This is a genomic window from Bradyrhizobium sp. SZCCHNS3052, assembly GCF_032484495.1.
In the GTDB taxonomy this organism is placed as follows: domain Bacteria; phylum Pseudomonadota; class Alphaproteobacteria; order Rhizobiales; family Xanthobacteraceae; genus Bradyrhizobium.
On record NZ_JAUETB010000011.1, the window covers coordinates 23,047 to 45,275 of the forward strand.

Below are 22,229 nucleotides of genomic sequence, written 5' to 3' on the forward strand. Positions count from 1 at the left end.
ATTGAACACGACCGGTGGTGAGTACTGGATCGCCCGGTCTCGAGCCGGGCGACGAAAGTCGAGTGTGGGGCGATGATTCGGTTAACCAACCCGTCAGCCGTCGTCAGCCCCGCACGTTCTTCTGCATCCTGGCCATAGCCACGCCATCGCGTGCGAGCTGATCGGCACGCTCGTTCTCCGGGTGGCCCGCGTGGCCCTTGACCCAGTGCCAGTTGACCTTGTGCGGCTTCAGCGCCGCGTCGAGCCGCTGCCACAGCTCGGCGTTCTTGACCGGCTTCTTGTCGGCGGTCTTCCAGCCATTGCGCTTCCAGCCGTGGATCCATCCGGTGATGCCCTGCCGGACATATTGGCTGTCGGTGTAGAGCTCGACCTGGCACGACTTCTTCAGCGCCTCCAGCGCCGAGATCGCGGCCATCAGCTCCATGCGGTTGTTGGTGGTGTGCGGCTCGCCGCCCTTCAGCTCTTTTTCGTTGTCGCCGAAGCGCAGGATCGCGCCCCAGCCGCCCGGCCCCGGATTCCCCGAGCAGGCGCCATCGGTGTAGATGCTGACGACCGGATGCTCGCTCACGCCAATGCTCCGCCGATGCCATAGTCGCGCACGCTGGTCACCGCCTGGTGGAAGCGCAGCTTGCGGACATATTCGAGCGGATCCTTGGGCTTCACCAGCGCGCCGGGAGGCACGTTGAGCCAGTCCACCAGCCGCGTCAGCAGGAAGCGGATCGCGGCGCCGCGCGCCAGCAGCGGCAGCGCCTCCAGCTCGGCGTCCGACAGCGGCCGGACGCGGCCATAGGCGTTGAAGAAGGCGCGCGCCTTGGTGACGTTCAGCGAATGATCGGCCTCGAAGCACCAGGCGTTGAGGCAGATCGCGACGTCATACGCCAGAATGTCGTTGCAGGAGAACGGGAAGTCGATCAGCCCCGAGAGCTTGTCGCCGAGGAAGAACACGTTGTCCGGGAACAGGTCGGCGTGGATGACGCCTTCCGGCAGATGCGTCGGCCAGGAGCGCCCGAGATGATCGAGCTCGGCGGAGAGCAGCGCGGAGAGGCCGGCCTGCACCGTGTCGGCGCGGTCGGCGGCCTGCGCGAACAACGACCGCCAGCCGGCGACCGAGAGCGGATTCTTGCGCACCAGCGGGAAGTCGCGTCCGGCCAGATGCATCTGCGCCAGCGCCGCGCCGACGCCGGCGCAGTGGGTGACGTTCGGCTTGCGCGGCCACATGCCTTCCAGGAAGTTGATGATCGCCGCGGGCCGGCCGGACAGGCTCGAATACACCGCCCCGTCGCGGTTGCGGGCGGGCTGCGGACAGCTCACGCCGCGCTCGGCGAGGTGGGCCATCAGGCCCAGAAAATACGGCAGGTCATCCACCGCCACGCGCTTCTCGTACAGCGTGAGGATGAAGGAGCCCTTGGTGGTGTGGAGCAGGAAGTTGGAGTTTTCGACCCCTTCGGCGATGCCCTTGTAAGAGAGCAGCTCGCCGATGTCGTAGGTCTTGATGAAATCCGCAAGCTCGTCGGCGGCGACGTCGGTATAGACCGCCATGCGCTATCCCAGTTATCGAAGTTCGCCTGCCCCCGCCTCTCCGATGCGAACTTCGTCACCGAACAGGCCCGTAGCGCCCTTCATCGCGCATGCGGGCGCCGGGTTCAAGGCCGAGAGGCCGCCGAGGGCGGAAAAGAACCGGCCGACTTACTCGGCTGCCGCTTCCGGCCGGAGCGAGCGCGGCAGCGGGAAGAATTCGTTCTCTTCCGCCGCAGAGACCGTCTCGACATGGAGCACGTAGCGCTCGGCAAAGGCGCCCATGATCTCCTCGACGATCACCTCCGGCGCCGAGGCGCCGGCTGTGATGCCGAGGCTCTTGATGCCCTCGAAGCGCGCCCAGTCGATGTCCGAGGCGCGCTGCGCCAGCACGGCAATCGGGCAGCCCTCGCGCTCGGCGACCTCGCGCAGGCGCTGCGAGTTCGACGAGTTCGGCGCACCGACCACGATCAGCGCATCGACCACCGGGGCCACCTTCTTGACCGCCAGCTGGCGGTTGGTGGTGGCGTAACAGATGTCTTCCTTGTGCGGGCCCGAGATGTTCGGGAAACGGCCCTTGAGGATCGCGACGATATCCTTGGTGTCGTCGATCGACAGCGTGGTCTGGGTGACGAAAGCGAGGTTGTTGGGGTCTTTCGGGGTGAAGGTCGCCGCGTCCTCGGCGGTCTCGATCAGCGTCACGGCGCCGGCCGGAAGCTGGCCGACGGTGCCGACCACCTCCGGATGGTGCGAATGGCCGATCAGCAGGATCTCGCGGCCGCGCTTGAAGTGGATCGCCGCCTCGCGGTGGACCTTGGTCACCAGCGGGCAGGTCGCGTCCAGGGAGAAGAAGTTGCGCGCCTGGGCCTCGGCCGGAACCGATTTCGGCACGCCATGGGCCGAGAACACCACCGGTGCATTGGTACTGTCGGGAATCTCCGCCAGTTCCTCGACGAAGATGGCGCCCTTGGTCTTCAGGCTGTCGACGACGTATTTGTTGTGCACGATCTCGTGTCGGACATAGACCGGGGCGCCATAGATGGCGAGCGCCCGTTCCACGGTGTCGATGGCGCGCACCACGCCGGCGCAGAAGCCGCGCGGCGAGCAAAGCACGATTTTGAGGTCTGGTTTGGCTGCCATGGGGCTGGTCTGAGCTGATCTATGCGGGCTGGTTTCGGCGACCACGGACCCCCGGGCCGGCAAGCGGGGGCGGTCGATACGCGAAGAACTTGGGTCTGACACTCGTTTGGGTAGGACTTGGGACTGCTTTCGAGCGCTGTCAAGGCCGTTTTCTCCAGGCCATTGCGCCCTGCCCCCGGGACGGCTTATATAGGGCCAATTCCCGTCATCGCCGATGACCGCAGGTTTCGCCTCCAGGGCCGGGGCGGAGCACAAAGGAGATTTGCCATGAGCAACGCCCCGCTGATGCCGAAGGCAACTGCCGTGTGGCTGGTCGACAATACCGCCTTGACCTTCGACCAGGTCGCCGATTTCACCAAGATGCACCCGCTGGAGGTGCGCGCCATTGCCGACGGGGACGCCGCCCAGGGCATCAAGGGCATGGATCCGATCTCGACCGGGCAGCTCACCCGCGAGGAGATCGAGAAGGCCGAGCGCGACCCGAATTACCGGCTCCGGCTGCAGGAGAGCAAGGTGGTGCTGCCGCCGCAGCCCAAGCGCAAGGGCCCCCGCTACACCCCGGTGTCGCGCCGCCACGAGCGCCCGAGCGCCATTCTCTGGCTGGTGCGGAACCATCCCGAGCTCAAGGACGCCCAGATCATGCGCCTGGTCGGCACCACCAAGACCACGATCGCGAGCGTGCGCGACCGCACCCATTGGAACGCGCAGACGCTGACGCCGATGGATCCGGTGACGCTCGGCCTGTGCTCGCAGATCGAGCTCGACTTCGAGGTCCAGCGTGCCGCCAAGGAAAAGCCGCTCGACGCCAATTACAGCGGCGCCACCCTGCTCCCGGCCTCCGAGACCACGCGCAAGGACGAGTACGAGCCGGCGGGCCGCGATGAGGACGATCTCAACGTCGACGCCGTGTTCGCCAAGCTCAAGACCATCGGCGGCAAGAAGCAGGACGACGAGGAGGAGTAGGACGGGCACCTCCTGTCCTCGGGTCAATTCACGCGCGACTGCCCCACCATCGGTGTCGTCCCTGCGAACGCAGGGACCCATAACCACAGGATTGCGTGACGGCCCAAGCTGGCTGTAACTCAGCGCGTCTTTCCTCACTCCCGCTGCGGCGTATGGGTCCCGGCTCAAGGCCGGGACGACACCTGTTTTACAGGCCCGAGCCCGAGCTTCGCGACCCGCAAACAGTCCAAAAAAAATGGCGCCGGGAATGCCGGCGCCATGACAGTCTTGGGAGGAACTGAAAAAATCAGAACTTGTAGGTGACGCCGACGCCGACCAGCCACGGATCGATGTTGGCGCGGCCGGTGACCGGAATTGCGCCGTTGACGGTCGCCGAGTAGTTCGGCTGCAGCCACAGCTTCTTGACGTCGACGTTCAGGCCCCAGTGCCTGTCGAGCATGTAGTCGAAGCCGAACTGGACCGCGGCGCCCCACTGGTTGGAGATGTGCAGGTTGGTGACGGCAAGACCGTTCCACACCTGGTTCGCGGCGCTCTGGTTGAAGAAGACCGTGTAGTTCACACCCGCGCCGACATACGGCTTGAACGCGCCGAAATCGGTGAAGTGATACTGCAGCGTCAGCGTCGGCGGCAGCAGCCAGGCCTTGCCCATGTTGAGACCGTCGAGCGAGCCGGTGCCGCCGATGGAATGCCGGGTGACGCCGAGGATCAGCTCGGCCGCGATGTTCTTGGTGAAGAAGTAGCTGATGTCGAGCTCGGGCACGACCGAGTTGGAGATCGACAGGCCGGAGTTCGGCGACGACAGCGCCGGCACGCCGGTCACGTTCACGGTGGAGCCGCCAGCATCCGGCAGCACGCCGAGCGCGCGCACACGAAGCATCCACGGATTCCACGCCTCGACCACCGGCGCCTTGGTGTAGACCGGCGCCGCCTGCAGGTCGGCCGCTTGCGCCGAGCCCATGGCTCCGCAGATCGCCGCCAGCACCAGCAGCGACGACGAGAGTTTCAACATCCTGTTCATCGAGATCCCCATAGCCACCCTTGAGCAACATCTGCGCGGGCACGGCCGCGCCTTGCGGTCACAGATGTGGCAGGGACGCCATGGAGTTGGATTTGATCTCAATCAATCGGCATTGTTGCAGCGCCGATGTCACGCAACTGTTGCATCGAAGTCACGCGCCATGAGAGGCGCTTGCACTGGCGCTCAGGGCCGGTCGGGGTGGTTCATCATGTATTCGCCGAGATCGCGCTGCCGGCGGTCGGCACGTGCCTCGGCGCGCTGCCGCTGCACGTCGCGGTCCTTGCGGCAGGCGACATATTCGGCGGAGCCCGGCGCGACCTTGCCACCGGCCTGACAGACCGCATCATCGTCGTCATTGCCGAGCGCCACCGCGGGACCCTGGTTGCGGGAGGCGCAGGCCGAGAGCGAAAATACGGCCATCAGCACCAGGGCCAGGCGGGCGGAGGTCTGTCGCATCGAACGTTCCATTCTCGTCAATCGGGCTGGTCTGACGCCGTTGCTTGACGAGAATGGGCGCCCGGGTCAAGCCCGGGGCACGTTCAGCGGCGTCGTGTCAGACGCGGCTCTTCAGCGCCTCGCCGATTTCCTCGAGCACCTTGGGATCCTCGATCGTGGCCGGCATGCTCCATTGCTCGCCGTCGGCGATCTTCTTGATCGTGCCGCGCAGGATCTTGCCGGAGCGCGTCTTCGGCAACCGGCCGACGGTGATGGCGAGCTTGAACGCAGCGACCGGTCCGAGCTTGTCGCGTACCAGCGCCACGATCTCCTTTTCGATCTGCGACGGGCTGCGCGAGACACCGGCCTTGAGCACGATGAAGCCGCACGGCACCTCGCCCTTGATCGCATCCTTGATGCCGAGCACGGCGCATTCCGCGACGTCGGGATGCGAGGCCAATATCTCTTCCATGCCGCCGGTCGACAGCCTGTGGCCGGCGACATTGATGATGTCGTCGGTGCGGCCCATCACGAAGACATAGCCGTCCTCATCCTTGTAGCCGGCGTCTGAGGTCTTGTAGTAGCCGGGGAATTCGCTGAGATAGGATTCCTTGAAGCGGTCCTCCTGCTGCCACAGGGTCGGCAGGCAGCCGGGCGGCATCGGCAGCTTGATCACGATCGAGCCCATGGTGTTGGCGGGCACGGGCTTGGCGGCCTCGTCGACGATGTCGACCTGGTAGCCCGGCATCGGCACCGTCGGCGAGCCGTGCTTCACGGGCAACAGGCCAAGGCCGACCGGATTGCCGGCGATGCACCAGCCGGTCTCGGTCTGCCACCAATGATCGATCACCGGCACCTTCAATTGCTGCTCGGCCCATTCCACCGTCGGCGGATCGGCGCGCTCGCCGGCCAGGAACAGGGTGCGGAAATGCGATAGATCGTATTTGCGCAAGAAAGTACCTTCCGGATCCTCCTTGCGGATGGCGCGGAAGGCCGTGGGCGCGGTAAACAGAGCGACCGCCTTATGATCGCTGATGACGCGCCAGAACGCGCCGGCATCGGGCGTTCCGACCGGCTTGCCCTCGTACATCACCGAGGTCGCGCCATGGATCAGCGGGCCGTAGATGATGTAGCTGTGGCCAACCACCCAGCCGATGTCGGAGGCGCACCACCAGACCTCACCCGGCTTGATGCCGTAGAGATTCTCCATCGACCATTTCAGCGCGACGAGGTGCCCGCCATTGTCCCGCACCACGCCCTTCGGCTTGCCGGTCGTGCCGGAGGTATAGAGGATGTAGAGCGGATCGGTCGCCAGCACCGGCACGCACGGCGCCAGCTTGCCATTGGCGAGCGCAGATTTGCGCAGCGCCGCCCAGTCGTAATCGCGGCCGGGCTTCAGCTCGCAGACATGCTCGGGACGCTGCAGGACGATGCAGGCCTTGGGCCTGTTGTCGGCGAGCTCGATCGCCTGATCGAGCAGAGGCTTGTATTGCACGATGCGGCCGGGCTCGATGCCGCAGCTCGCCGACAGCACGAGCTTGGGCGTGGCGTCGTCGATGCGGGTCGCGAGCTCCTTGGCCGCGAAGCCGCCGAACACCACCGAATGCACCGCGCCGATGCGCGCGCAGGCCAGCATCGCGACCATCGCCTCGGGCACCATGGGCATATACAGGATGACGCGGTCGCCCTTGCCGACGCCGAAATCCTGCATGATCGCGGCGAGCGTCTGCACCTCCTTCAGCATCTCGGCATAGGTGAGCTTCGTGACCGAGCTGGCGAGCGGCGAATCGTGGATCAGCGCCAGTTGATCGCCGCGGCCGGCGGCGACGTGGCGGTCGAGCGCGTTGTAGCAGGTATTGACGACGGCCCCCGCAAACCAGCGGCCGTAGGCGCCCATCGCGGGATCGAAGATGGTCTTGGCCGGCTCGATCCAGTCGATCGCGCGGGCGGCCTCGGCCCAGAACCCTTCCGGGTCCTGCAGCGACCGTGCATGGACCTCGTGATAGCGGCTCGCAGCGCTCATGACGTTTCCCCAAGATCTGTGTTTATTCCCGAGTATTGTCACGGGACAAAGCGACAGTTCAAGCCGTCATGAATTGATCCAGATCAGGCAGGCCCGGACGTCCGCGCCATTTTCCGGGCCGGATCAATGCGCTCCATCGCGGAGGGTATCCAGGCGACGCTGCAGGGCTAGACGAAGGTCGTAGCCGGGCTTGCCGAACCGGGCATTGCGCTCCGCGATGAAGTCACGCTGCGTTCCGCGCAGCTCGGCAGCGGCGCGGCCGCGGGAGGACTTCAAGCGCCGGGCATAGCTTTCGGAAATGCCGAGATCGAGCACCGAGAGCTGCGGGTCGGCGCAGATGACCTTCTCGACCTCGCGCGCGGCCGTGGCGCAATCGAACGACGGACCGCTTCGCTCTGACGGCGCGTTCAACGGACGCGGCGGCTCGGCGCCGAACTTCTTGATCTCGGCCAGCATGACGCGCCGGCCGGCGGTGGCATTGTCGTTGCCGGGATCCAGCCGCAGCGCGGCCTCGTAGTCGGCCAGCGCCTTGGCGCGCTCGCCCATCTTCTTGTACAGCACCGCCCGGTTGTTGTAGGCGAGCGCGAAATTCGGATCGAGCCGCAGCGCGGCGTCGTAGTCGCTGAGCGCCGCGCCGAGCTCGCCCTTGAACTGATGGGAATCGCCGCGGTTGGTGAAGAAATTTGCCCGCTGCTCCATCCTGATCGCCTGATCATAATCGGCGATCGCCTTGTCGTACTCCTTCATGGCGGCGTAGGTGAGGCCACGATTGTCGTAATATTCCGACACCTTCGGATCGCGCCGGATCGCCTCATCGTCATCGGCCAGCGCCTTGTCCATCTGGCCGAGCTTCTTGTAGGCCGCGGCACGGTTGGTGAATGTGCGCGGCCGTTTCGGGTCGAGCCGGATCGCCTCGTCATAGTCGCGCACGGCCTTCTCGTTGTCGCCGCGCAGGTAGAAGGCGACGCCGCGGTCGGCAAAGGCCTGCGCGTAGTCGGGCTTCAGCCGGATCGCCTGGTCGTAGTCGGCCAGAGCGCGATCAAGACGGCGCTGCTCGGTATAGACAACGCCACGCAGCTCATAGGCTTCGGCGTCATTCGGATCGAGCGAGATCGCCATGCTCAGATCGGCCGCCGCCCTGCCGGCATCGCCACCGGCTTCGCGCATCAGGTCGCCACGCAGCCGATAGGCGCGCGCATTCTTGCCGTCGAGCGCGATGGCACGGTCGAGGTCCTTCAGGGCCTGGGTCAGGCCGCCCGAGGTACGCGCACGGGCATCGGCGCGGGCAACCAAGGCGATGGATTGATCCTTCGGCGAACTCGATGCCTGCTCGATTGCGGTCGAGCAGGCGGTGATGAGCTCGGACGGGGGCGCCTTGCTGCCCAAAGCGCATTCGGGGTCCGCGGCGAATGCAGGCTGGGCCCCGAGGCCAAGGACAAGACCGGCTGCAAGACCCAGCGCGAGGTAGGATGAGCAGGATGAAATCGAACGAATGAAAGCGTGCATCGGCATGGACTCGGCTCGAATTTCGACTGTTGCGGGTGAGACGCTGATCTCCCCCGTTGTCGTCTCCGGCCGGAACCCGGTTCAAGCGGCCACGCCGATGGTTAATAGCCGTCGACGCCGTTCAGCCGCCGCAGGCGGTCCTCCATCGCCTTCTTGAGATCGTAGCCGGGCTTGCCAAAGCCGGCGTTGCGCCGCGCGATGAACGCGTCCTGCTCGCGCTGCAGGGCGCGGGCTGCGGCGGGGCCGGCCGCCTCGCGAACGACGCGGGCCTGCGCGCCGTCGATCTCGCGATCGAGATTGGCGAGCTCCGGATCGGCGCAGATCGCCTTCTCCACGGCGCGACGCGCCGTGGCGCAATTGAAGCTCGGCCGCCCCGCGACGGCCATCTGCGCGCCCAGGCGCTCGAGCTCCACAGCGAGTGCGTGGTAGTTGCTGCGGGCGCTGGCGTGATCCGGATTGAGCCGCAGCGCCGCGGCGAAATCGGCCAGCGCCTTCGGACGGTCGCCCTTCTTGCGATGCAGTTCGCCGCGCGCGTTGAAGATGCTGGCGAGGGTCGGGTCGAGCTGCAAGGTCACGCCGTAATCGGCGATGGCGCGATCGATCTCACCCCTGGTGATGAAGATCGAGGCGCGCGCGATCAGTGCGTTGATGCGATCGACCCTCGCGGCCTTGGGATTGTCGATCACGGCGCCGCATTCGGTGAGCACCTTGTCGCCATCGTGCGCCTCCGAGGCCGCGATGCAGGCACCGGCATCCACCGCCGGCTCCTTGCCGGGCTCGGCCGCGCCGACCGCATGGGCCTGGGTCGAGACCAGCCATCCGAGCGTGACCAGCGCGGCCAGGCGCAGCACCCCATCCCGGCGATCGGCAGCAGCCCACGAGGAGACGGATGCGGTCAAGGCAGATGGCTCTCTCAGGTCGTGGGCGATCCGGCACGGCGCGCGGGGGGCGCAATCGCTGCCGCGGCACTTCAACTATACAGCGGCAGCAGCGGTGCGACAGTCCCTTTCCGGGAGAAGGCGACCTTTGCGAACGGGAGCTCGCGAGTGGATTGCGGCCTCGACTGAAATGCGCGTGATCGTGCCGCGCATTTCCCTCAAGATGTTGTGGATGCGCACCCCGGCGACGTCCTCGGTCGCCATTTGAACCTGTTGCGGTCCCCGCAGACACAACCGCATGACTATTCTGACCGACAATTCGCGCGCACGCGGCGTCGTTGCGTCCCCTGCGCGCTATTTCTATTTCAACATGGCTCTGGCCTGCATGGCCATTGCGATCATCGGCTTCGCACCGACCTACTGGCTGCCACTGGCCCGCCGCTCATTCTCCGGCGCGCCCGTGATTCATTTCCATGGCTTCCTGTTCTTCGCCTGGACTCTGTATTTCGCGCTGCAGAGCTGGCTTGCCGCATCCGGACGCACGGCGCGGCACCGCTCGCTCGGCATCTTCGGCGTATCGCTCGCCACGGCGATGACGATCTTTGGCTTCCTCGTTGCCATCGAGGCGATGAAGCGCTCCGCGGCGATGGGTCAGGCCAACGAGGGCATCGCCTTTGCCATCGTGCCCCTCAGCGGCATCGCCTTCTTCGCCGTGGTCTTTGCGCTCGCGGTTGTCCATCTGCGCCGGCCGGAAACGCACAAGCGGCTGATGCTGCTCGCCGGCATCTCGCTGCTCGACGCCGCCGTGGCGCGCTGGTTCCTGACATTCCTGGCGCCGCCCGGCCCGCTCGGCCCGCCGCCGGTGTTCGTGACGATCCCACCGGCCTTCGTCGCCTACCTGCTGCTCGTCGTCGCGATCGTCCACGACCGCCGCACGTTCGGACGCGTCCACCGGGTCTACGTCTATGGCGGGCTGGCGCTGATCGCCGTGAAGCTCCTGAACTGGCCGATCAGCATGACCTCGACGTGGCATGCGATTGCAGGCGGCATGCTGGCGATGGCGCAATAGCCGCAGCGCTGATCTCTCCTGTAACACGCGTCATTGCGAGGAGCCGAAGGCGACGAAGCAATCCAGGGCTTCCTGGAGACTTCCGCCTTCGCTCTTCGAGCGACGGCGGACACATCGCGTTGCTCGCAATGACGCGCGCGGCGAGACCTAACTCCGGCAGGTCAGCCCGCCATCCACCACCAGCATGGTGCCGGTGACATAGCGCGACTCGTCGGAGGCGAGGAACAAGGCGGCATGGGCGACGTCGAAGGCGTCGCCCATGTGCCCCATCGGCACCTGCGCATCACGCTTGCGCCACATCTCCTCGACATCGCCCTTGGCGTAGCTCGCGGCCAGCCCCGCTGAGTGCTCGACCATCGGCGTCTTCATGAGCCCGGGCAGGATCGCATTGACGCGGACGTGCTTCGGCGCGAACTCGACCGCGGTCGTGCGCGTCATCTGGTTCATCGCCGCCTTGCTGGCGCCATAGCTGACATAGGAGATGCCGACCTGGCGGATCGAGGCGACAGAAGAGATGTTGATGATGGAGCCGCCGCCCTGCCCGATCATCACCGGAATGACGTGCTTCATGGCGAGATAGGCGCTCTTGAGGTTGACCGCGAACACGCGATCCCACTCGGCCTCCTCGACATCGACGACGCTGCCCATCTCGGCGATGCCGACATTGTTGTCGAGCACGTCGATACGGCCATAGGCGGCAACGCAAGCCTTCACCATCGCCTCGACCTCGACGGCCTTCGAGACGTCGGCGGTGAACGCCTCGGCCTGCCCGCCTTCGCCTGAAATGATCGAGGCGGTCTCCGCGGCGGCGGCCTTGTTGCGGTCGACGCAGAACACCTTGGCGCCCTGTCGCGCAAAGGTCACGGCCGTGGCCTTGCCGTTGCCCCAGCCCGGCCCGATCGAGCCCGCACCGACCACCAGCGCCACCTTGCCCCTGAGACGATCCATCGCGTTCTCCCGTCGCTTATTCGTTATTCGGTACAGGCGCTCATCGTGATGGTCGCTGCGCCGATGTCATGGCCGAAGATGTCCGACAGCGTCCGGCATTGCCCGTCCGCGCAGATGCGCCACTCGCCGGCCGCGCCGGAATTGGCGAGCACGATCCGCGACAGCGGCCCCCGCTGGGTCTGCCACTGGAACCAGCCGTCGACCAGCCGCGCCTCCGGCGGCGGCTCCATGCCCGCGCCGGAGCCCTTGACGCGCGCCTGCACCAGTTCGAGACCGTCAGACGTGACGCGCCAGTCCTCCTGCCACGCGGTCTTCTCGACCGAGTGGGTCCAGGCCAAGGTGAAGCCGGCGAGGGTCAGCGCCTTCACCACACCCGATGACGCGAGGCAGAGGCTCAAGCGGACGCCGCCACGGCAGCCGGCGGCCGCTGCCGCCACTGCCACGCCACGATCACCACCGCCAGGGCAAATCCCAGCACGTCACTGTAGGGAAATTCGCCGAGTAGGCAGACGGACGCGACAAACGCCAGCAGGCGCTCGACCAGGGTCATGCGCACGTACAGGAAGCCGATCGCCACCATGCCGAACAGGCCGATCGAGATCAGCGCCTTGACGGAAGCATACGCCACCGCGCCGATGAAGCCGAGTTGCGTCTCCATCGGGTCACCCGGCTGCAGCATCAGCGCGGGCGAGTAGACGAACAGGAACGGAATGACGTAGCCGGCGAGCGCGATCCGCATCGCCTCCCAGCCGATCTTGTCGGGATTCTCCTTGGCGATCGGGGCGGCCGCCAGCGCGGCCAGCGCGACCGGCGGCGAAAGGTCGGCCATGATGCCGTAGTAGAACGCGAACATGTGGCTCGCGATCAGGGGCACGCCCAGCTTGGCGAGCGCGGGGGCCGCCAGTGCCGCGGTGATGATGTAGGTCGGGATGGTCGGGATGCCGGTGCCGAGCAGGATCGACAGCAGCATGGTCATGATCAGCGCCGCGAACAGGCTGGTCTTGCCGAGGCCGATCACCCAGCTTCCGAAGATCGAGCCGACGCCGGTCTGCGTCATCATGCCGATGATGACGCCGACGATCGCGCAGGCCATGCCGACGGTCAGCGCCGACTTCGCACTTTCAGCCAGAGAATCGCGGCAGGCGTGCAAGGTGCCCATTCCGCCGCGCACGAAGCCGGTGATGATGATGAGCGCAACGACGACGGAGGCGACGGGAATGATCTGCAGGCCGTTGCGCGACAGCGCGCCGACGACGAGCGCGAGCCCGATCCAGAAGACGTAGCGCAGCACCTGGTTGGAGAAGCCCATGGTGATCGAGGTGCCCAGGATCAGCGCCACCGTCAGCGCGAGTCCCATCGAGCCCGCATACAGCGGCGTGAAACCCTCGAACAGCATGTAGACCAGCGCGGCGAGCGGCAGCACGAGATACCAGCGCGCCACCAGCGCCTTCCAGGCGCTCGGGATCTCCGACGGCTTCATGCCGGTCAGGCCGTGCTTGCCGGCCTCCAGATGCACCATCCAGAACGCCGAGGCGAAATAGAGAATGGCTGGAATGACCGCCGCCTTGACGATCACCGAGTAGTCGACGCCCAGGGTTTCGGCCATGATGAAGGCGACCGCGCCCATCACGGGCGGCATGATCTGTCCGCCCATCGACGCGGTGGCTTCGACGCCGGCCGCAAAGGCGCGGCGGTAGCCGAACCGGATCATCAGCGGAATCGTGAACTGGCCGACAGTGACGACATTGGCGACGCCCGAGCCGGAGATCGTGCCCATCATGCCGGAGGCGAACACCGCGACCTTGGCAGGACCGCCGCGGGTGCGACCGAACAGGCCGAGCGAGACGTCGGTGAACAGCTGGATCATGCCGGCATGCTCGAGGAACGAGCCGAACAGGATGAACAGGAAGATGTAGGTCGCCGAGACGTAGATCGGCACGCCGTAGAAGCCCTCGGTGCCGAAGGAGAGGTGTGTAATCACCTGATCGAAATCATAGCCGCGATGGTTGAGCGGCGCCGGCAGATACTGGCCGAAGAACCAGTACAACAGGCAGGCGCCGCACATCAGCGGCAGCGCGAGCCCCATCAGCCGGCGCGTGCCCTCGAAGATCAGTACCGCCAGCAGGGTTCCAACCACGAGATCGGTGCGCGTCGGATCGCCGTCGCGCGCGATCAGGTCGGCATAGAAAATCCACTGATAGAGGCCGCACAGGAAGCCGATGGCGCCGATGGTCCAGCCCGCGATGCGCCCGGCGTCGGTCCTGGCGGTGAAGTTGCCGATCAGGCCGAAGGTCAGCAGCAGTAGGAAGCCGACATGGACGCCGCGCACGACCTGGCTCGGCAGATAGTTGAAGGCGGCGACGTAGAGCTGGAATATCGCAAAGGCGAGCCCGATGCCGTAGGCGAGATAGCCCCAGCGGCCGGGGCCGAAGCCTTCCGGAAAGCCGTGCTCGAAATTGTCGAACTCGACCTTGACCGGCGTTTCCATGTTCACGGCTTCGATCGTCATGATCCCCCCAACGCGCCCATCAGGCGCTGCTGACCATGGCCGCAATCACCTGAACGACAAGACTGCGCGGAATGTTTCCCACGCAGCCGGTTGCGAATGATCCGGCCTACAAGGCAGGCCGGGCGAGCAGCGTCCTTATTTCAGGATGCCCTTTTCCTTGTAGTAGCGGATCGCGCCGGGGTGCAGCGGCACCGGGCTGTCCTGCGCCGCCGTCTCCAGCTTGATCTCCTTGCCGGCGGCGTGCGCATTGGCGAGCTCCGGCAGCGACTCGAAGATCAGCTTGGTCATCTGATAGGCGAGATCGTCGGATACCGCCGAGCTGGTGACGAGATAGTTGATCACGGCCGCGGTCGGCACGTCCTTGTCCTGGCCGGTATAGGTGTTGGCCGGGATGGTCGCCGCGACGAACGGGGGCCCGATCTTGTCGACGACCTCCTTCGGCACCGACACCACGGTGATCGGCGACGAGGTCGACAGATCCTTCAACGATGCGACGCCAAGGCCAGCCGACTGCAAGGTGGCGCCGAGCTGCCGGTTCTTCATCAGGTCGACCGATTCGGCGAACGGCAGATACTCCACCTTGCCGAGATCCTTGTAGCTCATGCCGGCGGCGGCGAGGATCGCGCGCGAGTTGAGCTCGGTGCCGGACTTCGGCGCGCCGACCGACAGACTCTTGCCCTTGAGATCCGCCAGCGTCTTGATGCCGGACTCGGCCGTCGCGACGATCTGGATGTAGTTCGGATAGATCGCGCCGATCGTGCGCAGCTTGTCCAGCTTGGTCTTGAAACCGGCCTCCTCCTCGCCGTTCCAGGCGGCCTTCAAAGAGTCGCCGAGCGCGAAGGCGAGCTCGCCGCGGCCCTGCTGCAGCAGGATCAGGTTCTCGACGGAGGCCTTGGTCGCCTGCACCTGGGTTTTCACATTGGGGATCTTGTCGCCGTAGATCTTCCCGATCGCGACACCGAGCGGATAGTAGACGCCCGACGTGCCGCCGGTGAGCACGTTGATGAAGCTCTGGGCCTGCGCCGCTGGCGCCGCGAGCAGACAGGCGGCTGCCAGAATGAAACCGGTTGCAGTGCCAGAGATTTTCGAGAAGCGCATGGATCCTCCCATTGATTTTGCCGCAAATTGGACGGCTGCGGGCGCGGGGTCAACCCATCCGAAAGACTGGCGCACCAGCCTCTCCCGCTCCCACGGCGCGAGGCCGGGACCGATGCGCCCCGCGTTCAATCTTACATTGACAGCACCACCAGCTTGAACCGCAGGTGCAGCCCAGAGGAGCGGGCCGCCTCGCTCGCAAGGCCGCCGGTCACTGGAACGTCATGTCGAGGCACTTGGAGATGTCCGAGCCGAGCCCGGACGAGATCGTCATGCAGCCGCGCACCTTCTGCTGGGTCGTATCCGCCACCCAGATCGAATAGCCGCCATTGCCGAAGAAGGAATTGGTGTTCGCCGGCTCGGTCTCGGTGGCGTCGAACTCATATTTGGAATCGGTGTCGAACACGCGCGGCTTCCTGGTGCAGCCGCCGTCGGTCTGGACGTTGATGACTTCCTTGTTGTCCCGGGTCAGCGACAGTGAGACCTGGCAGCGGAAATATTCCGAGGTCTTCACGTTGAAGAGGTAGGCGTAGGACTTGCAGACGGCCGTATTGAGCTTGCCGGCGGAGAGACCGCGGCTGCAGGCGATGCGCTGGTTGTTGGACAGCTTGAAGTCGTCGGCCCGGGCGGATGCCAACGTCACCAGCGACAACGCCGCAACCCAACCGATCTTCGTGACAAGGCTCATCCGAATCATCCCCAAATTGTTTTCTTGGCCTATGTTTCTAAACCACGCTGCAGGATAATCGCGAGATCGGCGAATGGAAAATCCGCCCAACGATCACTGCACTGCGACGGGGCGACGTTGACGTCGCGTCAGCGTTCGTGATTTGTTCGAGACGACATCGATTGGAGGAGGACATGAAGAGCTTGGTTCTGAAAGCCCTGATCGCCCTCGGTGCGCTGGGTGCACTGACCAGCGCGGTGCGCGCGGCACCACCGGAGCCGTGGGAGCTGAAGCCCGACATGGGCTACGCCTATGGCAAGGATGGCCGGACGCTCGCCTACAAGATGGGCACCAAGAACGCCGACATGCTGCTCAAGGGCGCCAAGAAGGTACCGAAGGGCACGCTGTTCTTCGTCGGCCAGAACGGTCAGCTCTACATGCGGACGGCCCCCTATCTCGACGGCGACGGCAGCTTCTCGTTCGGCGCGGATGAGTAAAGGCGAGCGAGCGCAGCCTCAGAACGCGGCCGCCAGTTCCTTGGCGCCGGGCAGGCTGCTGAGCGAGTCCATCCTGGAATCCGTCACTGCAAGCAGCTTCGCCACGGTGTTGTGGCGAACGGCGACCGGATTGCGCTCGTAGCCGCCGCGCTGGAAGAAGTTGGCGGTCGGAACCTGATCGCGCATCTCGAGCGGCATCGTCACCATGTCGAAGCCCGTGCCGTCACCGGTGAGATTCATCATCTCGAGCTCGGCGGCCGAAAGCGGCCGCATGTAGCCCTTGGCGCGCGCGAACAGCACCGAGGTCAAGAGCTTGTGGGTCTGCAGCATCGGCCCGACGTCGATGTCGAGCACCATCGCATGCATGGCCCAGCCTTGCGGCGTGTTGCCGATCTTCTCATGCGCCGACCAGTCGTCCGGCACGGAGCGCGCAATCGCGACCATCTTCTTCAGGACCGCGAGTTTGTGCTCCATCGCGCCGCGTGCCGGGCCGGACGTCCGAGCCACGCGTTCGCCGAGCAGGCGGATGAACAGCGGCCCCTGCTCGGCCAGCAGCTCGACGCTGTTGGTGGTCAAGAGCTGATTGTAGCCGATCGCGGTCGAGATCGCGCGGTTGCCCTTGAAGCCCGATTGCGAGTCGTGCTTGCCGTTGCCGCCGGTCTCGAAGGCATAGACGCGCACCGCCTGCTCGCGCGTCAGTCCCGACGCCGCGGCGAAGCGCGCATAGGCGCGTTTGAAATCGATGTCGTTGGCAGGGCGCTGCGGCGACCATTGGAAATGCTCCTGTGCCGCCTTCACGAGGTCGGCGACCACGGGGATGTACTTGCGCTCGCGCGGCTCGCCCTCAGGTTCCGGCTCGGGGTTCACCGGCCGCTTCGGCCCCGTGTAGACCGGCGGCTGCTCCAGCACGTAGTCGTCGAGCCCGATCGGCTGGCGGTCGCGGCGCTTGGCGTTGCGGATGCGGCGCTTATCCGAGATCGCCTTCCAGTAGGCGCCCGCCTCCTGGTCGAACACCGCCCGCGCCTGCTGATATTCGGCGAGCCTGCGTTGGTACTCCGCGATCGCGGCGGGCGAGGCCATCTGGGCCAAGGCATCGCGCGGAGCTGCGACTGGCGCGGGTTCCACGGCCAGCAATGGCGGTGCGCCCGCGACCGCGCAGGCGAGAATCAGGACAAGCGTGCGAATCGGCTGATGAAGCATGCCGCCCTTGTAGCCGAAACGGCGGCTACTTCCAGGCAAACACCGGCTGTTCCAGCTCATGCACCCGGGTGTCGCGGCCGGACAGCACCTCGCGGAACTGATAGATCAGCGCTGCGGTGGGCGCGTGAATGAGGCCCTCGCGGGCGTGAAAGCGGATCACGCGCCGCGTGCTCTCTGGGATCACGGTGAAGTCGAACGCGTCATCCGCCGTGATCGCATCCAGGCCGATCCGGTGCACCGAGGAGACCTCGTCCGGATTCGGTCGCAGCGTGCGGCCATCGCCCGCCCATACCACGACCGGGGTAATCAGATAGCCCGACCGTGTCGGGTAGTCGTCGAGCAGGCCCAGCACCGCATCCGGCGCCAGGATCAGCCCGAGCTCCTCTGCGAGCTCGCGCAGGGCGGCCTCGACCGTCGTTTCGCCGGCGTCGCAGCGTCCGCCCGGCAGCGCCCATTGCCCGCCATGGCTGCGCAGCCCTGCGGCACGCAGAGTGAGCAGCAGCGCCGTGTTGCCGGTCTCGTGGTGGGGGGCCAGCGCGATCACCACCGCCGCGCGCTTCAGCGAGGCCGCCGCCGCAGTCGCCTCCAACCGCACGAAGCCCGCGCAGCAGCTTGCGATTTTCCGCCTGGTGGCATCGTCGAACGGCATCGGCATGCAGCTTGACTACACCAGGCCGGCGACAGATGAAACGACCTCCAGGCCGGCTCGGGCCACAACGGGAAGGGTCTTCAGCGATGACGAAATCGGCCGCGGCCAGGATGACGTCCGACGGCTGGGAGATCGTCGACACCTCCGGTTTCCTGCATCTGATCGGCCCGCTGTGGCAGCGGGTCGTCGGCGGTGTCCACGAGTACGCCATCGTCACCGAGGACAAGCACCACAACCGCCGCGGCCTGGTCCAGGGCGGCGTGATCATGACGCTGGCCGACCGCAGTTGCGGCATGACGGCCCGCTACGCCGCAGGCAAGGAGCACATGGCGACGATCCAGTTCGACACGCATTTCGTCGAGTCCGGCAAGATCGGCGAGACCCTGGTGTCGCGGCCGCATGTGGTGCGGATCACCCGCAGCCTGGTGTTCATCACCACCGAGGTCACGGCCGGACCTCGCGTGATCGCGATGGCCTCGGGCGTGTTCAAGATCTTGAAGAGCGAATAGGGGTCACTCGCTCCGCCGTCATTGCGAGGAGCGCAGCGACGAAGCAATCCAGGGTGGCGGAAAGGACTCTGGATTGCTTCGCTGCGCTCGCAATGACGCGTTGATGGGTTTATCGTCCTATCAAACCCATGCGCGCGTGTGGCAAGAATGAGGCATCAATGGACTATCGCCAGCTCGGCCGTTCCGGCCTGAAAGTGTCGCCGATCTGCCTGGGCACGATGATGTTCGGCGGTCCCACCGACGAGCCGGCATCCGCCCGCATCATCGCCAAAGCGCGCGACGCCGGCATCAACTTCATCGACACCGCGGATGCCTACAATAAAGGCGTCTCGGAAGAGGTGGTCGGCCGCGCCATCGCGCGCGAGCGCGACCGCTGGATCGTCGCCACCAAGCTCGCCAATCCGATGGGCGACGATCCCAACCGCGCCGGCCTGTCGCGGCGCTGGGTGCTGCAGGCCGCGGACGAAAGCCTGCGGCGGCTCGGCACCGGGCACATCGACATCTACTACCTGCACAAGGAAGATCACGCGACGCCGCTCGAGGAAACCGTGCGCGCGATCGGCGATCTCATGCGTGCCGGCAAGATCCGCTATTTCGGCGTCTCCAACTACCGCGCCTGGCGGCTCGCCGAGATCTGCAATCTCTGCGACGCCATCGGCATCGACCGTCCTATCGTCAGCCAGCCGTACTACAATGCGATGAACCGGATGCCCGAGGTCGAGCACCTGCCGGCCTGCGGCTATTACGGCCTCGGCGTCGTGCCCTACAGCCCGCTGGCGCGCGGCGTGCTCACCGGAAAGTACAGCCCCGATGCACCGCCGGACACGGACACCCGCGCCGGCCGCAACGATACGCGAATGATGCAGACCGAGTGGCGGCCCGAATCGTTGAAGCTGGCGCAGGAGATCAAGCGTCACGCCGAGACGAAGGGCTTCACGCCGGGACAGTTCGCCGTGTCCTGGGTGCTCAACTCCGCCTTCATCAGCTCCGTGATCGCGGGTCCGCGCACCGAGGCGCAATGGGACGACTACATCCGCGCGCTCGACTATCCCTTTGTCGCCGACGACGAGGCGCTGATCGACCGGCTGGTCGTGACCGGTCACGCCTCGACGCCCGGCTACAACGATCCGGCCTATCCGATCGAGGGCCGCAGGCCGCGGGTGGGCTGACATGGAGGTGGATCGCTACGGCCTGCCATTGTCGACCGCCTCCACTGACGCGGCCGCAGCCTATCGCGAGGGCATGGATCTGCTGCTCGCATTCTGGCCCGGGGCCATTGACGCGTTCGAGCGGGCGATCATGCTCGATCCGGAGTTCGCGCTGGCGCACGCGGCGCGTGCCCGCATCCACGCGATCTACATGCAGCGCGAGGCGGCGCTGCAGACCATCGCACGCGCCCGCGACCTCGCTGCCAAGCGCGGCACCCCGCGCGAGCAGAGCCATGTCGCGACCCTGGTGCTCGCCATCGAGGGACGCAGCACTGACGCGCTGACATCGACCCTGGCGCATCTGGCGAACTGGCCGCGGGACGCCATGATCATGGCGCTCCCGCTCGGCGCTTTCGGCCTGCTCGCCTTCTCCGGCCGCGCCGATCACGATGCCGCCCGCCGCGACCTCTGCGACCGCTTCGCCGCTGATTATGGCGAGGACTGGTGGTTCATGTCCAACCATGGCTGGGCCCTGACCGAGGCCGGCGAGTTGGCGAAGGGCCGCGCCGTCACCGAGCGCAGCTTCGCGCTACGCCGACACAACGCCTACGCCGTGCATGCGCTGCTGCATGCGATGTTCGAGGACGGCGCGGTGGACGAGGCCGATTCGCTCGTCGAGGGGTGGATCGGCGACTATGACCGCACGGGAATGCTGCATGGCCATATCTGCTGGCACCTGGCGCTCGGCGCGCTGGACCGGGGCGATACCGACAAGGCGCGGGCGGTCTATACCGACGTGCTGGTGCCGACGATGGACTCGGCGCCGCCGCTCAACACCCTGTCCGACTGCGCCTCGCTGCTGTGGCGGCTGATGGCTGACGAGCAACCGGTGCCGCCCAACGCATGGGCCGACACGGCGGCCTATGCGAGCACGCGCTTCACGGGTTCGACCCTCGCCTTCGCCGAGATGCATCTGGTGATGATCGCGGCAGCAACGCATGACAGCGCCGCGCTCAAGGGACGCCTTGCCGCGATCGAGCGGCGGCAGGCCGAGGGCAGGCTGCCGGCCGGGCGCATCGTGCCGCACATGTTGCGGGCACTGCGTGCGTTCGCCGATGACAATTGGCGCGGATGCGCGCGCGAGCTTGCGCCCGTCATCGGCGATCTCCCCCGCATCGGCGGCAGCCACGCCCAGCGCGAGGTGATCGAGGACACCTACATCCTGGCACTGATCCGCAGCGGCGCGCTGGCCCAGGCGCGAGACCTGCTCGATGCCCGCCTGCACCACCGCCCCTCCGCGCGCGACACCCGCTGGCGGGCGCTCACCGCGAGCTGAGCCGGATTATCCCTCGGTCTCCAGCCCGGTCGGCATCGGCACGTTCTCCGGCGCCAGCTTGACGCCCGCCGCCAGCGCCACGGTCTCCAGCAGCGCCGCAAAATCCTTCTCCAGATAGGCGGCAGGATCGGCCTGCAGCGAGGCCGCGCCGACATGGGCCTGCAATGCCTCGCGCGTCGCGGCCGTCACCGGCATCGCGACGTCGAGCTGGCGCGCCGCCGACAGGCCGAGATCGAGATCCTTGCGCAGCAGCGGCGGCGTGAAGGTCGTGGTCCAGTCGAGATTGACCAGCGCGTTGCTCTTGTACTTCGTGAAAGTCGAGCCCATGACGCTGGCGTTCATGAAGTTCAGGAAGGCATGGCGCGGCACGCCGGCCTTCTGCGCCAGGATGGTGATCTCGGCGAGGTTCTGGATCACGACGCCGAGGAAGACATTGTGCGCGATCTTGCAGATGCGCGCGAGCTCGCCCTCGCCGACATAGGACACGCCGGAGACAGCGATCTTCGCCAGATAGGGTGCGATGACCTCGAATGCGGCCTTGGGGCCGGAGACGACCGACGACAGCTTGCCGGCCTTGACGCATTTGCCGTTGCCGGACACCGGCGCGCGCACGAACTCACAGCCCAGTCGAACGAGCCTGGCGGCGATTGCCTCCGACTGCTCGATGCCGATCGAGGAGCAGTCCACCAGGATCCGGGGACGCGATCCGGAACTGGCAGCCACCAGGCCGTTGTCGCCGAAATAGACCTGCTCGAGATCCTTGCCCGTCGACACCATCGTGAACACGATGTCGCACGCGGCGAGATCGCGGGGATGATCGACGATCACGCCCCCTTTCGCCGCCAGCGGCTCGGCCTTGGCGCGGGTGCGATTGTAGATCGACACCTTGTGGCCGGCCTTGAGCAGGCGCTCGGCCATGGGATAGCCCATGCGCCCCATGCCGATCCAGCCGAGCGAATGCGTCGTGGTCATTGTCGTCTCCTCGTCCTACTTATCACGGATGCGGTCATTGCGAGGAGCGAAGCGACGAAGCAATCCAGAGTCACGGCTGCCGCCCTGGATTGCTTCGCTTCGCTCGCAATGACGAAAACACGAAGACCACTCTCCTGGTCGCACCGTTCGTT

22 protein-coding genes are annotated in these 22,229 nt (G+C 66.1%); 6 read left to right on the forward strand and 16 right to left on the reverse strand.

Annotated elements, in window-relative coordinates; genetic code table 11:
• Window positions 1-103: 103 nt before the first annotated feature.
• The 3 genes from rnhA to ispH form a co-directional block, all read right to left on the reverse strand.
• Window positions 104-568, reverse strand: a complete 465-nt coding sequence (gene rnhA, locus QX073_RS26815; protein WP_315826554.1) for a ribonuclease HI — start codon at window positions 566-568, stop codon at window positions 104-106.
• The gene (locus QX073_RS26820; protein ID WP_315751421.1) at window positions 565-1,539 is read right to left on the reverse strand and encodes a homoserine kinase; all 975 of its coding nucleotides are present in this window, start codon (window positions 1,537-1,539) and stop codon (window positions 565-567) included. The genes rnhA and QX073_RS26820 overlap by 4 nt, the downstream gene beginning before the upstream one ends.
• Window positions 1,540-1,686: 147 nt before the next feature.
• Window positions 1,687-2,655 carry a 4-hydroxy-3-methylbut-2-enyl diphosphate reductase gene (ispH, locus tag QX073_RS26825; RefSeq protein WP_315716301.1) on the reverse strand — a complete coding sequence of 323 codons (969 nt, stop codon included), beginning with the start codon at window positions 2,653-2,655 and terminating at the stop codon, window positions 1,687-1,689.
• Between the two features lie 267 nt (window positions 2,656-2,922).
• Here ispH and QX073_RS26830 point away from each other — a divergent pair, with 267 nt between their 5' ends.
• On the forward strand, window positions 2,923-3,618 hold the full coding sequence (locus tag QX073_RS26830; protein WP_315716303.1) for a DUF1013 domain-containing protein: 696 nt from the start codon (window positions 2,923-2,925) through the stop codon (window positions 3,616-3,618).
• Window positions 3,619-3,904: 286 nt separating this feature from the next.
• Here QX073_RS26830 and QX073_RS26835 read toward each other — a convergent pair whose 3' ends face one another.
• The 5 genes from QX073_RS26835 to QX073_RS26855 form a co-directional block, all read right to left on the reverse strand.
• Window positions 3,905-4,636: an OmpW family protein gene (locus QX073_RS26835; RefSeq protein WP_315751420.1), complete on the reverse strand. Its 732-nt coding sequence runs from the start codon at window positions 4,634-4,636 to the stop codon at window positions 3,905-3,907.
• A 183-nt stretch (window positions 4,637-4,819) separates the two neighbouring features.
• Window positions 4,820-5,092: a hypothetical protein gene (locus QX073_RS26840; protein ID WP_315716305.1), complete on the reverse strand. Its 273-nt coding sequence runs from the start codon at window positions 5,090-5,092 to the stop codon at window positions 4,820-4,822.
• 97 nt (window positions 5,093-5,189) lie between these two features.
• Window positions 5,190-7,094, reverse strand: coding sequence for a propionyl-CoA synthetase (locus QX073_RS26845; RefSeq protein WP_315716306.1), 1,905 nt, complete (start codon window positions 7,092-7,094; stop codon window positions 5,190-5,192).
• A 123-nt stretch (window positions 7,095-7,217) separates the two neighbouring features.
• Window positions 7,218-8,600, reverse strand: coding sequence for a tetratricopeptide repeat protein (locus QX073_RS26850; RefSeq protein WP_410051256.1), 1,383 nt, complete (start codon window positions 8,598-8,600; stop codon window positions 7,218-7,220).
• A gap of 101 nt (window positions 8,601-8,701) precedes the next feature.
• Entirely contained in the window at window positions 8,702-9,451 is a 750-nt protein-coding gene (locus QX073_RS26855) for a tetratricopeptide repeat protein (RefSeq protein WP_315716460.1), read from the reverse strand.
• Window positions 9,452-9,776: 325 nt separating this feature from the next.
• Between QX073_RS26855 and QX073_RS26860 the strand changes: the two genes are divergently transcribed.
• The gene (locus QX073_RS26860) at window positions 9,777-10,547 is read left to right on the forward strand and encodes a hypothetical protein (RefSeq protein WP_315716308.1); all 771 of its coding nucleotides are present in this window, start codon (window positions 9,777-9,779) and stop codon (window positions 10,545-10,547) included.
• Window positions 10,548-10,694: 147 nt separating this feature from the next.
• Here the strand turns inward: QX073_RS26860 and QX073_RS26865 are convergent, their stop codons facing one another.
• From QX073_RS26865 to QX073_RS26885, 5 genes are all read right to left on the reverse strand, one after another.
• The gene (locus QX073_RS26865) at window positions 10,695-11,495 is read right to left on the reverse strand and encodes an SDR family oxidoreductase (RefSeq protein ID WP_316170775.1); all 801 of its coding nucleotides are present in this window, start codon (window positions 11,493-11,495) and stop codon (window positions 10,695-10,697) included.
• Window positions 11,496-11,518: 23 nt separating this feature from the next.
• A complete protein-coding gene (locus tag QX073_RS26870) occupies window positions 11,519-11,893 on the reverse strand; it encodes a DUF1850 domain-containing protein (protein WP_315716310.1) in 375 nt (124 codons plus the stop codon).
• A complete protein-coding gene (locus QX073_RS26875; protein WP_316226687.1) occupies window positions 11,890-13,983 on the reverse strand; it encodes a TRAP transporter permease in 2,094 nt (697 codons plus the stop codon). Before QX073_RS26875 ends, QX073_RS26870 begins: the two co-directional genes overlap by 4 nt.
• 156 nt (window positions 13,984-14,139) lie before the next feature.
• Window positions 14,140-15,102, reverse strand: coding sequence for a TAXI family TRAP transporter solute-binding subunit (locus QX073_RS26880; RefSeq protein WP_315716311.1), 963 nt, complete (start codon window positions 15,100-15,102; stop codon window positions 14,140-14,142).
• Window positions 15,103-15,310: 208 nt separating this feature from the next.
• Window positions 15,311-15,787 (reverse strand): hypothetical protein, encoded by a 477-nt coding sequence (locus QX073_RS26885; RefSeq protein ID WP_315716312.1) that lies wholly within the window; start codon window positions 15,785-15,787, stop codon window positions 15,311-15,313.
• Between the two features lie 173 nt (window positions 15,788-15,960).
• On the opposite strand from QX073_RS26885, the gene QX073_RS26890 reads away from it, so the two are divergent.
• Window positions 15,961-16,263, forward strand: coding sequence for a hypothetical protein (locus QX073_RS26890; RefSeq protein WP_315716313.1), 303 nt, complete (start codon window positions 15,961-15,963; stop codon window positions 16,261-16,263).
• Window positions 16,264-16,281: 18 nt separating this feature from the next.
• Here QX073_RS26890 and QX073_RS26895 read toward each other — a convergent pair whose 3' ends face one another.
• A complete protein-coding gene (locus QX073_RS26895; RefSeq protein ID WP_315826739.1) occupies window positions 16,282-17,463 on the reverse strand; it encodes a hypothetical protein in 1,182 nt (393 codons plus the stop codon).
• 25 nt (window positions 17,464-17,488) lie between these two features.
• Window positions 17,489-18,118: a CoA pyrophosphatase gene (locus tag QX073_RS26900; RefSeq protein ID WP_315751410.1), complete on the reverse strand. Its 630-nt coding sequence runs from the start codon at window positions 18,116-18,118 to the stop codon at window positions 17,489-17,491.
• Between the two features lie 80 nt (window positions 18,119-18,198).
• Here QX073_RS26900 and QX073_RS26905 point away from each other — a divergent pair, with 80 nt between their 5' ends.
• From QX073_RS26905 to QX073_RS26915, 3 genes are all read left to right on the forward strand, one after another.
• The gene (locus tag QX073_RS26905; protein ID WP_315716316.1) at window positions 18,199-18,621 is read left to right on the forward strand and encodes a PaaI family thioesterase; all 423 of its coding nucleotides are present in this window, start codon (window positions 18,199-18,201) and stop codon (window positions 18,619-18,621) included.
• Between the two features lie 158 nt (window positions 18,622-18,779).
• A complete protein-coding gene (locus tag QX073_RS26910; RefSeq protein ID WP_316226662.1) occupies window positions 18,780-19,790 on the forward strand; it encodes an aldo/keto reductase in 1,011 nt (336 codons plus the stop codon).
• A gap of 1 nt (window position 19,791) precedes the next feature.
• Window positions 19,792-21,105, forward strand: a complete 1,314-nt coding sequence (locus QX073_RS26915; RefSeq protein ID WP_316226663.1) for a tetratricopeptide repeat protein — start codon at window positions 19,792-19,794, stop codon at window positions 21,103-21,105.
• Between the two features lie 6 nt (window positions 21,106-21,111).
• Here QX073_RS26915 and QX073_RS26920 read toward each other — a convergent pair whose 3' ends face one another.
• Window positions 21,112-22,077, reverse strand: a complete 966-nt coding sequence (locus QX073_RS26920; protein WP_315716320.1) for an NAD(P)-dependent oxidoreductase — start codon at window positions 22,075-22,077, stop codon at window positions 21,112-21,114.
• Between the last annotated feature and the right edge of the window lie 152 nt (window positions 22,078-22,229).